The organism is Faecalicatena contorta (genome assembly GCF_001404335.1).
Classification (GTDB): domain Bacteria; phylum Bacillota; class Clostridia; order Lachnospirales; family Lachnospiraceae; genus Faecalicatena; species Faecalicatena contortus_B.
Map to the genome: position 1 here is coordinate 19,799 of NZ_CYZU01000060.1, position 12,594 is coordinate 32,392.

Annotated in this window: 8 protein-coding genes; 1 reads left to right on the forward strand and 7 read right to left on the reverse strand. The window is 46.9% G+C overall.

What is annotated here, in order from left to right; genetic code table 11:
- The first annotated feature begins 61 nt into the window (after window positions 1-61).
- Window positions 62-1,162 carry a glycerol dehydrogenase gene (locus ARB69_RS21520; RefSeq protein ID WP_050638901.1) on the forward strand — a complete coding sequence of 367 codons (1,101 nt, stop codon included), beginning with the start codon at window positions 62-64 and terminating at the stop codon, window positions 1,160-1,162.
- A 205-nt stretch (window positions 1,163-1,367) separates the two neighbouring features.
- On the opposite strand, the gene ARB69_RS21525 is transcribed toward ARB69_RS21520, so the two are convergent.
- The 7 genes from ARB69_RS21525 to ARB69_RS21555 all read right to left on the reverse strand — a co-directional run bounded on the left by ARB69_RS21525 (window position 1,368) and on the right by ARB69_RS21555 (window position 11,954).
- On the reverse strand, window positions 1,368-3,638 hold the full coding sequence (locus ARB69_RS21525; RefSeq protein WP_055154963.1) for a xanthine dehydrogenase family protein molybdopterin-binding subunit: 2,271 nt from the start codon (window positions 3,636-3,638) through the stop codon (window positions 1,368-1,370).
- Entirely contained in the window at window positions 3,635-4,102 is a 468-nt protein-coding gene (locus ARB69_RS21530; protein WP_055154964.1) for a (2Fe-2S)-binding protein, read from the reverse strand. The genes ARB69_RS21525 and ARB69_RS21530 overlap by 4 nt, the downstream gene beginning before the upstream one ends.
- A complete protein-coding gene (locus ARB69_RS21535) occupies window positions 4,103-4,918 on the reverse strand; it encodes an FAD binding domain-containing protein (protein ID WP_055154965.1) in 816 nt (271 codons plus the stop codon). It abuts the gene before it with no gap.
- A gap of 741 nt (window positions 4,919-5,659) precedes the next feature.
- Window positions 5,660-7,090 carry a 6-phospho-beta-glucosidase gene (locus ARB69_RS21540; RefSeq protein WP_050638905.1) on the reverse strand — a complete coding sequence of 477 codons (1,431 nt, stop codon included), beginning with the start codon at window positions 7,088-7,090 and terminating at the stop codon, window positions 5,660-5,662.
- On the reverse strand, window positions 7,083-9,023 hold the full coding sequence (locus ARB69_RS21545) for a beta-glucoside-specific PTS transporter subunit IIABC (protein WP_050638906.1): 1,941 nt from the start codon (window positions 9,021-9,023) through the stop codon (window positions 7,083-7,085). The genes ARB69_RS21540 and ARB69_RS21545 overlap by 8 nt, the downstream gene beginning before the upstream one ends.
- Before the next feature lie 206 nt (window positions 9,024-9,229).
- The gene (locus ARB69_RS21550) at window positions 9,230-9,955 is read right to left on the reverse strand and encodes a MurR/RpiR family transcriptional regulator (protein WP_050638907.1); all 726 of its coding nucleotides are present in this window, start codon (window positions 9,953-9,955) and stop codon (window positions 9,230-9,232) included.
- A 97-nt stretch (window positions 9,956-10,052) separates the two neighbouring features.
- A complete protein-coding gene (locus tag ARB69_RS21555; RefSeq protein ID WP_050638908.1) occupies window positions 10,053-11,954 on the reverse strand; it encodes an endonuclease MutS2 in 1,902 nt (633 codons plus the stop codon).
- Window positions 11,955-12,594: the final 640 nt, after the last annotated feature.

Sequence of the window (12,594 nt, forward strand, 5' to 3'; positions counted from 1 at the left end):
ATCAGTGCATAATATGATTGTTAATAAAATAACATACTGATTGATTTAGGAGGAATTACAAATGGCAAATATTTTAATTAGTCCGGGCAAATACGTACAGGGTGCTAACGAGATGGCAAGGCTCTGTGATTATGCGAAGGTGTATGGGAAGAAGGCTTTGATTCTTATTACAGAATCTGGTTATAAGCGGATCGGCAATATTGTTGATGGAAGCTTTGCCGGTCAGGATTTTGAAATCGTATATGATTATTTTAATGGTGAATGCAGCAAGAATGAAATTAATCGTCTTACTGAGATTTTGAAGAAGGAAAACTGTGATCTTGTGATTGGGATCGGGGGCGGAAAGATTCTGGATACGGCTAAAGCAGTGGCTTATTATGGACATACGCCGGTTCTGGTGTGCCCTACCATTGCATCTACGGACGCTCCTTGCAGCGCTCTTTCTGTGATCTACACGGATGAAGGCGTATTTGAGGAGTATTTATTCCTTCCGGCTAATCCGAATATGGTCTTGATGGATACGGACATTATTTCAAAATCACCGGTACGTTTAACCGTATCCGGCATGGGGGATGCCCTTGCCACATATTTTGAGGCAAGAGCGGTACAGACAAAAGGCGCCGCTACCTGTGCAGGCGGAAAAGTGACCTCAGCAGCTATGGCCCTGGCAAAATTATGCTTTGATACATTAATGGAAGAAGGCGTAAAAGCAAAACTTGCACTGGAAGCAGGAGCATGCACCGCAGCTGTAGAAAAAGTAATAGAAGCCAACACCCTGCTGAGCGGAATCGGCTTTGAAAGCGGCGGACTCGCAGGAGCACATGCCATCCACAACGGCCTGACAGTTCTGGAAGACTGCCACCACATGTACCACGGCGAAAAAGTAGCATTCGGGACAATCACCCAGTTGGTACTCGAAAACATCCCCGCAGAAGAACTCCAGGAAATCATCGACTTCTGCATCGAACTGGGCCTGCCCGTAACATTAAAAGAACTGGGAATCAAAGAAGTAACCGAAGAAAAACTCATGGCCGTTGCCACCGCAGCATGCGCAGAAAATGACACCCTGCATAACCTGCCGTTCGAAGTCACCCCAGAAACCGTATGCGCAGCAATCAAAGCCGCCGATGCATACGGCAGATACTTCCTGGGAGAAGCTTAAGAAAAACTTTGGATTCAATAAGAGACATTCGCTGCACAATCATCAAGATTGTGCAGTGAATGTCTCTGGTGTCTCAAAATCCGGCAGGGTTTCCATTTAGCCGTTCTTTACAAGTGATCTGCTTCCAAAAAGGGGCATCCCCATTTTCTCCGCACCACGGCAGGTGAACCTCTCAGGACAGGCGCCCCCGCCGCAAAAAACTATCTCACCGCATCCCCTTATAGATTTTTTCCGATGTAATAGGCATTTCCCGCACTATCACTCCCACTGCATTCTGAACTGCGTTTGCGATTGCCGGGGGCGGCGTATTGATGACGATTTCTCCTATGGATTTTGCACCGAAGGGGCCTGTCGGCTCGTAACTGCTCTCAAACTCCACCCGGATCTCTCCTACATCCAGCCGGCTCGGGATTTTATACTGCATAAAAGAATTGCTGTAATTTTTTCCCTTTTCGCTGTATACGATATCCTCGTACAGGGCCATGCCTATCCCCTGGGCTATTCCGCCCTCCGCCTGGATTCTGGCCAGATTCGGATTGACTACGGTTCCACAATCTACGACTGCAGCATAATCAACCAGCTCCAGCTCTCCCGTCTCTTTATCGATCTCTACCTCTGCCATGCCCACCATAAACGGCGGTGGTGATACCGGTGAGGTAAATGCCTCGCTGGCATAGAGTGCTTCTTCATTGTTGCACATAACCCGATTGCCGATGTCAGCCCTTGATATGCTCCTTCCGGTTTTCAGATCCAGAACTCGTTCCCCATCAAATTCCACATCTTCCACAGAGCATCCAAGATATGACGCCCCTCTGACACAGATTTTCTCTCTAAGTGTCTCACAGGTCTTTACAACAGCCATACCTGTCACATAGGTGGTGCTGGACGCATAGGAACCGCAGTCATAAGGGGATACATCGGTATCTACTCCATGCACAATGATTTCTTCTATCTCACACTCCAGACATTCGGCTGCCATCTGGGCTAATATGGTGTCGCATCCGGTTCCCATGTCTGTCGCCCCGATCATAAGGCTGTAAAAGCCATCGTCATTCACCTTGATTCCCACCGATGCAGTGTCCACCGCTGAGATGCCGGATCCCTGCATAGCCATTGCAACTCCAACGCCCCGGACTTTCCCATTGCCCATATCACGGCATGGGTATTTGTGATCCCAGTCTATCATCTCCTTTGCCCGTTTCAGACAGCGGTCCAGTGCACAGCTATTGGCAGTCTCACCATAATATGCAGGCATTAGCTGCCCCTCTTTTACCATATTAAGTTCACGGATTTTGACCGGATCCATGCCCAGCTCTGCCGCAAGTTCATTGACAGCGGACTCAACTGCAAAAATCCCCTGAGTAGCGCCATATCCCCGGTAAGCCCCTGCGGACATGACATTCGTATAGACCACGTCATACACAAAACGAAAGGCCTCTGCCTTTCCATACAAAGGGATAGACTTATGGCCGGAAAGCCCCACCGTAGTCGGACCGTGCTCTCCAAAAGCACCTGTATTCGAGAGTGTGTAGACATCAATCCCTTTGATCATTCCATTCTTATCCGCCCCGACACGGACATGGACTTCCATCTCATGCCGTGGTGAGGATGCGATGAAGGACTCTTCTCTCGTATAAATAAGCTTAGCTGGTTTTCCGGTTTTCCAGGTCACCAGCGCCGGGTAGACCTCGGTCACCACCGTCTGCTTTGCCCCGAAGCCTCCGCCGATTCTCGGCTTAATGACACGTATTTTTGACTTCGGTACGTCCAGGGCCGTGGCCAGAATTCTACGCACATGAAATGGAACCTGGGTAGAAGTAAGAACATTAAGCCTGCCATAGGTATCCAGATACGTACAGGTTCTGAAAGTCTCCATCATTGCCTGCTGGTTTGCCTTCGTATGATAGGTTCTGTCAATTACATATTCACAGTCTGCCAGCACTGCCTCAATATCCCCCTGGAAATCTGCCTCATGGGCGCATAGATTTCTCTGATTGTCCGCCCCTACAGGACAGAGGCTCTTCCAATTCTCCTCTGGATGTACAAGGATGGGATTATCCTTTGCTTTTCTGAAATCAAGTACAGGTTCCAGCACTTCGTATTTCACCTTGATCAGTTTCATAGCTTTGCTGACTGCTTCTTTGGTTTTCCCGGCTATTATGGCGACCGCATCGCCCACGAACCGGACGCGCTGATCCAAAATCAACCTGTCATAAGGGCTTGGCTCCGGATAAGTCTGCCCCGCCATTGTAAAACGTTTATCCGGGCAGTCTTTGTAAGTCAGTATACACTCAATTCCCGGTACTGCCGCTGCCCGTGTCAGATTGATGTCCTTGATCAGTGCATGTGCATGGGGACTTCTCAACACCTTTACAATCAAACAGTCCCCAGGCGCCAGATCGTCCGTGTATACGCCTTTCCCGGTCACGAGTGCCTGTGAATCAACTTTTGGTACGGACTGGTTTACAACTCTCATAAGCGCACCTCCTCTTTTTTCCACTGTAAATACTTCTTTATGGCACGCAGCTGTCCCATATAACCGGTGCATCGGCACAGATTTCCTGACAGGTATTCTTTGATTTCTTCCGTGCCCGGATCTTCCAGTTCACGCACCATAGCAAGCACGTTCATAATAAACCCAGGTGAACAGAATCCGCACTGTTCAGCACCTTCATTTGCAAGAAATATTCCAAACTCCTCGGCTTCTTCTTTTACCCCTTCCAGTGTTGTCACTTCCTGTCCTTCGACACTTGCCGCCAGAATGGAGCAGGACAGGAGGGATTTTCCATCGATCCACACCGTACAGAGACCGCAGTTTGTTGTCTCACAGCCGCATTTGACACTGTGGCATCCAAGTTCTCTCAGCACATCCAGAAGAATGGTATCGCCTGCCGCTTCCACACATGCCTGTTTTCCGTTTAATATGAATTTTACTTCCATCTATCTGCCCTCCTGTGTACGGTCTGCCAAAATGGAACGCATGGCCCGCAGGATCAGGACTTCTGCCAGATGATGCCGGTATTCGGCGCTCCCGCGCATATTAGTTCCGTAAACAAAGCCCGCAGCAGCCTCTTTTGCGCACTCGGCCAGTTTCTCTTCTGTAATATTGTCCGGGATTTCCCACTCTTTCTCCAGCACCGCCGCCTTCATTGGCCTGGCCCCCACTGAAAAATACCAGGTTTCTTTCCCATGCACCGGTCCGGTAACCACCGCACAGGAAAGCACGGGAAAGTCTGTTTTTGTCCTGCGGACAGAGGAATAGCGGAGCTTTCGGTCGCTCTTCCTTATGATAATAGAGACAAGGATATCCTTATCCCGCTTTTTATTTACAAATTCGGACAAACGGATCGTTCCCCCGTCATACAGCTCTACGAATGTATCCAGAGCCAGCAGGCAGGTCAGCACATCCGAAAAGCCGAATCTCCCATAAATACTTCCACCCACGGTTGCCTGATTCCGGAACTGTACTCCTACTATGTGGCGTACGGACTCAGCAACCGCATCTCCATACATATCCCTTAACCCCTCGTGAAGCTCCAGCTGCCGCAGGGTACACATGGCGCCAATACGGAATACATGGTCTGTCTCCTCAATCTGATCCAGCCCCAGGCCCGATATATCTATAATTGTCTGTACCTTTGCATTTCCCAGACGCATCCACATCATGCCGCCCATGATGCGCGCATTTCTGGCCTGGTTCAGCTCATAGGCCTCTTCCAGTGTTTTTGCTTTTACATAATGATTAATCGTAAGCAAAACCTTTCTCCTTTCAATCCCCGTTCTCTGCTCTGCGCGAAAAAAAGGTGCAAATGCTAGCTGTCATTTACACCTCGTACTTATCCATATTATCATATCACGCTGATTTTGTCAAAATATCTGTGCTATAGTCAACGGACTTTAGGATCGTTGACGGATGAGGACGCTTCATGACAGGGAGGCCGGGGAAGCCCCCCATTCCCCGGCTGGGAACTCATACCGAAACAACGGATCTGGACTGGCTATGCGTATCTTACATCTTGCTTAACTGAATTTAACTATTCGACAAATTGAATTTTTCTATAATTTAACATAAAAAACAAAAACAACTTTTCAACAACTGCAAAATATCCATACCTATATATAAACAATCAGCGCAGCCAGTCCACATCCGCAGCTCCGGTCCGGAATCCCAAACGAGTAATCCACTTACCGACAGGATGAACCTAGCTTACCAGGAGCCGTGACGGGCTGAGAAAAGCACCTGTCCTGTTGGAAATGCTATCAGCGAGTCTAGCAGCAGTTAGAGGGAATCCGCAAAATCAGCCTGAAAAAAGCTGCTTCCGAAGCAGCTTTTTAGAACACCTGAGCCGCTTAATCACCAGATTAAGCGGTGAATGTGTTCGGTTCAGGCTGATTTTGCGGATTCCCTCTTACTGTTGCTTGACGCAGCGGCTGCATTTCCAACAGGACAGGTGCTTTTCTCAGCCCGTCACGGCTCCTGGTAAGCGTCCCCCCTTTCTACACCTCCCCCCCATTACTCTCAATGACTCTTTTATACCACTTGAATGATTTTTTCTTTTTTCTTTCCAGTGTTCCGTTCCCCTTATTATCCTTATCCACATAGATAAATCCATACCGTTTTTTCATTTCCCCGGTTGTGAAGGATACGCAGTCTATACATCCCCATGGTGTGTAACCGATTAATTCCACGCCATCGAGGAGCACAGCTTTTTTCATTTCACTGATATGTTCTCTCAGATAGGATATTCTGTAATCATCATCTATCGTACCATCCGGGTTCACCTCATCTACGGCGCCAAAACCATTTTCTACTATGAATAATGGCTTTTGGTATCTCTCATAAAGCAGATTCAGAGCATACCGCAGGCCTACCGGATCAATCTGCCAGCCCCAGTCACTCTTTTTTACGAAGGGGTTGCTGACACTTCCCGGAAAGCCATCCAGCCCGTTTCCTTCTCTGACCACATCTGCTTTGACCACATTGGTCATATAATAGCTTAAGCCTACATAGTCAACCGTGCCTTCCTTTAGTACCACTGCATCTTCCGGATCCATTTTAATCGTAAAACCTTTTCTCTCCCATTCTCTGTAGATATAGGAAGGATATTCCCCGCGTACATGGACATCGCCAAACAGATAGCGGTCATGCATAGCCTCTACGGAGTACATCATATCGTCCGGGTGACAGGAATATGGGTAAATCGGTACACAGGCTATCATGCATCCGATCTGGAAATCCGGATTGATTTCATGTCCTTTCTTAACTACAAGTGCACTGGCCACCAGTTCGTGGTGCACCACCTGGTACATGCATTCCTCGGGATTCTCCTCTTTTGTGAATACCACGCCGGAGCATGTGTAACCGAAGAGAGGGTACTTATAATTCTTCTGGTTATTGATCTCGTTAAAAGTCATCCAGTATTTAACCTTATCTTTATACCGCTCCATAACAGTAACTGCATATTTTACAAAAAAATCTATGAGTTTACGATTTTTCCATCCCCCATACTTTTTTACGAGATGATACGGCATTTCAAAATGTGATAGGGTCACGACTGGCTCTATTTTGTTTTTCAGCAATTCATCAAAAAGGTCGTCATAGAATTGCAGTCCTGCCTCATTCGGAGTTTCTTCATTACCCAAAGGGAAAATCCTGGTCCAGGCTATTGATGTGCGGAAGCACTTGAATCCCATTTCGGCAAACAGTTTGATGTCTTCTTTATAGCGATGATAAAAGTCCACTGCCTCATGGTTAGGGTAGTAGCAGTCACGCTGGATACCGTCTGTGATTCTTCTGTCCACACCGTGCGCCCCTCCGGTCAGGACATCTACAATGCTGACTCCTTTACCGCCTTCATTCCATCCGCCCTCTACCTGGTGGGCGGCTACCGCGCCGCCCCAAAGAAAATTATCCGGCAATCTATCCATTTGTATGCTCCTTTCCTTCCACGTACATAACCGTTTCCATTACTTCTACATACTGATTTGTCCGGACATTCAGCTTCGCCACCTGTTCCATATCAGTTATGATATAGATTACGGTTGGATCGTAGCCCTCTTTTTGAATCAGCTCCGGATCGAAATCGATCAGAAGATCCCCTTTTTTCACTCTATCCCCCTGCTCCACATGGGCATGAAAACCTTTGCCCTCCAGCTGTACGGTGTCGATTCCGATGTGGATCAGGATTTCTCTGCCTTCCTCTGTAACAAGCCCCACGGCATGACCGGTCGGGAATACGGCTTCGGCAGTTCCGTCAAGAGGGGCATATATTTTTCCCTCCAAAGGTATGATACCAAGTCCGTCCCCCATTGCAGCGGAAGCAAATGCTTCGTCATTTACCTGTGAAAGCGGGATTGTTTTTCCCTTTACGGGGCTTCCCATCTCAATCCCGAAGCCCTGGATTCCGCTTTCTGTTAGTTTCGGAGCGCCGTCTTTCTCTTTCTGTTCCTCATTTGAGAAAGCAGTCAATTTTGTATCATTTGTTTCAATTGCAGCTTCATTTTCCGGAACATCCTCATCGAAACCAACGATGTAAGTCAGCACGATGGCCAGAACAAATGATACAATTATGGAAATAAGAAGTCCTGTAAACTGTGACATATGACCCGCTTTGAAATAGGCCGGCAGGGTTGCGATCCCCGGCATGTTGTATCCCCATGATACGGCATTGAAAGCCCCGGCGATACCGCCGCCGACTGCACCAGCCACGCATCCGCAGATCATTGGTTTCTTAAGCCGCAGGTTAACGCCGTAAATGGCAGGCTCCGTGATACCGAAAAGACCGGTAACTGCTGCTGAAAGTGATACCCCTTTCATGTCTTTGTCTTTTGTCTTTAGGAATACGCCCAGTGCGGCTCCTGCCTGGGAGAATACAGCTGAGGCCTGAAGCCCGGTAAATGTATCATATCCCAGGTTTGCATAGTTTCCGACAGTAACCGGCGTAATGCCCCAGTGTACACCGAAGATAACCAGAACTTCCCACAGACCGCCCACGATTACACCTGCCACAATCGGGCTCAAACCATAGAGGTAATTGTAAGCCCCTCCAATCGCGCCTCCAATCGTATTTCCGATAGGCCCGAATGCAAGCAGTGTCAGAGGTACCATAATCACGATCGTAAACATCGGCGAAAACAGGTTTCTCACTACAATCGGCAGGTATTTGTCAAAAAACTTCTGTACATAGGAGGCAATCCAAATGGAAAGAATGATCGGGATAACAGAAGATGTGTAGCTTAAAAGCTGCACCTTAATACCCAAGAAGTAAACATCCTGTCCGGCATTTACCATATTCATGTAGTCCGGGCTTACAAGCGCACAGGCTATTACGACCGCCACAAACGTGTTTACCCCGAATTTTTTTGATGCGGTAACTGCAATCAGGACCGGCAGGAAGGTAAATGCCGTCCAGGAAATGAAATTCAGGATCTGGTAGGTTCCCCCCGTTGTGTCAATGGCATTCAGCGCCACAAATATCCCCAGGATTCCCTGTAGAATACCGCATGCTGCAAGGGTGTACAAAAACGGTGCGAAGATACTGGATATGATGTCGATAATTCTGCTGAAAACTCCGCCCTTTTTCCCGGTATCTTTTGACTGTTTCTCATTGATAGATACCAGTTTCAGTACCTCTTCGTATGCATCTTTTACGTGGTTTCCGATGACCACCTGAAACTGGCCGCCTGCCCGTACCGTGGTTATTACCCCCGGAATCTTAGATACTTTTGCTGCATCCACAATTGTTTCATCTTTTAATATAAAACGGAGTCTTGTCGCACAGTGTGCAACATTTGTTATATTTCCGTCACCGCCAAGTTCCTGTACCAGTTCCCTGGCCGTTTTCCCATAATCAATAGCCATTTCAGCTACCCCTTTCTTCTCAATTTCGCACCGGCTGCTCTGTAATTTTCATTATACATAATTGCTTTCAAATTCATAGTATTTCACATTCTTTAGAAATTTATATGCCTGGAAGAAATTTGTTTCAGAGAAAAAACAAGGTGTTTCCTGCCGGCATGTATTAGAAATGCCAGGGCGCTTTCCTATTCAATATAATAAGAAGGCAGCTATGAAAGCCGCCTTCCTATTGTTTCTATCAAATACAGCACCGGAACCTGCGTAGTGATATTATATTCTTCTTTAATCTTGCGCTCGGACACATAATAAGCCAGGGGACAATCCGCCATTTTAGCCAGTGTGCACCCCGCCCCGTTTGTGATACTCACAAGCCTGCAGTGATGTTCCTTGAATCTGCCTGCCAGCTTCACAATCTCCTGGGTCTCCCCCGATTCGGACAAGGCAATCACCACAGTGTCCTTCAAGTCCTCCCGTACAGGATAATAGGGATCTTCAATATACTGGCTGTACTTTCCCAGGTTCGAAAAATACCGGGCGCCGTATTTCCCCAATATACCGGATGTCCCGATCCCGATAAAAATCAGCTGCCCCGCATCCTGAATCACCTGAACCGCCCTGGAAATACGCTCCTCATATTCCGTAGATGTAACCATATGGAAAAAATGAATCACTTCATCAATATTATCATCAGAAGTCAGTTTTCTTTTGTTCTCTTTTTCTTTTTTGAGGAACATTTTAAACTGCACACGGAATTCCGAATAACCGTCGCATCCAGCTTTCTTGCAAAACCGTACCACCGTGGATGTCGAAACATGCACGGCCTGTGACAGCTCCCGGATCGTCATATACTGTACCTCTTCCTTGTGCTCCATGATGTAGCTGTAAACAAGCATTTCCAAATCATTCAACGATTGCAGAACCTCGTAACTAAACATGCTTCACCTCACTGATGTATCATGAATTTATTATATCAATGCAGTACCTGTGCGTCAATAACTTCAGCGCTGCTCAAAGGGGTCTGACCCCTTTGAACTACTCGTCACAATTTAGTGTCTTTTGTACGTATTTTCTTTCCATATCATGTCTTGTCTTCCGTGTTTCAACACTGTCAAATATGATGGAAAAATCGTAATCTTCCGGATACAACTGGTCTGCAGGAACGTGCAGCCGTATTCTTTTGTGGTTGATCCATATTTTTTTATCCGGCATCTGTACACGGAGTACTCCCTTTTCATTCGCAGTCTGGCAGACGATTCCTATTGTTTTATCCGGCATGACCATCACGCTGTCTCCCAGCTGGTATTTTGCTGCCTTCTCCTGCATTACAACTTTTTTCTTTTTCTGTATCTTTGGATAAGAATGTCTTTTTAGTTCCTGGTTGTCCGTCTCTGTCTGAAAGTCCTGCTCTGCCTCCTCTCCGTAGGCAGCTTTGGCTGCGGTTCGGAGCATATTACCCGGCATCCCCAGTTTACCTGCAATATAGAAAGCGCAGCTCTCTCCTGCTTTTCCGATGACCAGCTGATATAACGGACGCAGGCTCTCTTTGTCAAAGGTCATTCTCGCATTCACGATTCCCTCTTCCCGTTTGGCATACTCTTTTACCTCCGGATAATGTGTGGTGACCAGAAACAGCGCCCCGCTCTTTTTCAGTTCCTCCAGAATGGCGATGGCAATTCCCATCCCCTCTGCCGGATCTGTGCCGGAACCCAGTTCGTCCATGATAACCAGGCTTTCGCGGCTCACTGTTTTTAGTATATCCAATACATTTGTAATATGTGCGGAAAATGTGGACAGGTTCTCAGACAAATTCTGTCCATCCCCGATATCACATAACACCGCATTATTCATGCATATTTCTGCATGATCACATGCGACATGCATTCCGCACTGCGCCATCATGCAATTAAGCGCTACAGTCTTGATTGCCACTGTCTTTCCTCCGGTATTGGGGCCGGTAATAATAACACCGTTTATACCATTCCCTATTTCAAAGTTCAAAGGTACATTGACTTTTCTGTCCATCAGAGGATGTCTTGCGTCCTTCAGCTTGATATAGCGTTCCGTATTGATTTCCGGCTGGGTCCCACCGTTTTCCAGGCTCAGCTTTGCTTTTGCGAAAATAAAATCCAGCTTTTCAACTGTCCTGTTGTTTTTCTTTATAATCTCTTCCTTATCAGACAGCAGCCCCGACAATGTGTACAGAATCCTGATCACCTCATTTTCCTCGTCAATCCTGAGTTCCTGCAGTTCATCGTAGAGCGCGGCAACTGCAGCCGGTTCCACAAATAAGGTGCTTCCTGTAGCGGATTTGTCAATCACTGCACCTGCAATCTTAAATCGGTATTCTTTCTTGACCGGTATACACAGATGTCCGTTTTTTACTGTGCTGAAACTATCAGACATATAGGATTTGTTTGCCCGCAGTGCGGCTTCTGCCTTCTGGTGCATTTTATCGTCTGTCCTGTCAATTGTCTCCCTGAGCGACTTTAAAGCCTTAGAGGCATAGTCGTCTACTTCACCATTTCGTATCTTTTGATTCAATTCTTCACAGATCTCATCCAGTGAGTCCAGATTTTCTTCATAATAAGCCAGGCTCAGTTCATACTGCTTCCCTCTCTCAAGATAGGACTTCAGCCTTCTTACAGATGTAAGAGTCCCGGCAATACATTCCAGCTGTTCGGCGGTAAGGCACCCTCCTTTGCCAGCAAACTCGATCCATTCCCCGATTCCCTGCAGCGCCGTCATCGGCGGCGTCCCGCATTTTTCAATCATATCCCGGGCTTCTGTTGTCTCCTTTTGCCTGGCTCTGACATCAATTTCGGACAGATATGGTTTCAGATCCCTTGCCTGCTCTTTTGCCCCCTCCGTGCATGCCAGATCTGCCAGCTGTTCTTTTATTTTATCAAATTCTAGTATTTTTTCTGTATCTAACATATTGACCTCCTAAAAAATAACCAACCTGTTATTTTGTCCTGAATTTTAACCTTATTCCAACGTTTACATCGGAACCTTCCGGAGAGCCGCATAATACGGTACCCTGCAGGTATGCTTATTTCAATAAAAAACGCCACGAAAAGTATCTGCCCATATACAGGCATACTACTTCCGTGGCGTATAAATATACTATAACAAAAAAAAACAGCATGACCATACAGCCATGCTCTTCAAATCTCATCTATCACAGATATCTATCCAAAGCGTATGTTCGCATTTTGTAAGGCAGATAAAAGGATACAGCTGTCCCATAAAAACGACAACGCTGCTTCCCCACAACTATTTAATTAGCCGTATTCTCCATTACTACCACACGTAACATACATTACCTCTCTCGAAAAATTTTCTTTATTATATCCCGGACTTGTGCAGATTGTCAACAGGAATTTTTTACTGATACCATATGTATCCTCTGCGACTTACATTTCACACCCCAGCCAACATCAAAATCGGGAGTTAGTGACGCGCTTTAGTCGCGGCACGGATGGGGACGCTCCATGAAGGGATCGCCAAAAGCCTCCCGGAGAACATCCATGTCCTTTCAAAAACGCGGCCGCGGACCTAAGAAATTCTAGGCGGG

Bases quoted from the DNA above. Each gene is read 5' to 3' on its own strand.
- ARB69_RS21520 (WP_050638901.1), top strand. From the start codon at position 62: ATGGCAAATATTTTAATTAGTCCGGGCAAATACGTACAGGGTGCTAAC.
- ARB69_RS21525 (WP_055154963.1), bottom strand. From the start codon at position 3,638: ATGAGAGTTGTAAACCAGTCCGTACCAAAAGTTGATTCACAGGCACTC.
- ARB69_RS21530 (WP_055154964.1), bottom strand. From the start codon at position 4,102: ATGGAAGTAAAATTCATATTAAACGGAAAACAGGCATGTGTGGAAGCG.
- ARB69_RS21540 (WP_050638905.1), bottom strand. From the start codon at position 7,090: ATGGATAGATTGCCGGATAATTTTCTTTGGGGCGGCGCGGTAGCCGCC.
- ARB69_RS21545 (WP_050638906.1), bottom strand. From the start codon at position 9,023: ATGGCTATTGATTATGGGAAAACGGCCAGGGAACTGGTACAGGAACTT.
- ARB69_RS21550 (WP_050638907.1), bottom strand. From the start codon at position 9,955: ATGTTTAGTTACGAGGTTCTGCAATCGTTGAATGATTTGGAAATGCTT.
- ARB69_RS21555 (WP_050638908.1), bottom strand. From the start codon at position 11,954: ATGTTAGATACAGAAAAAATACTAGAATTTGATAAAATAAAAGAACAG.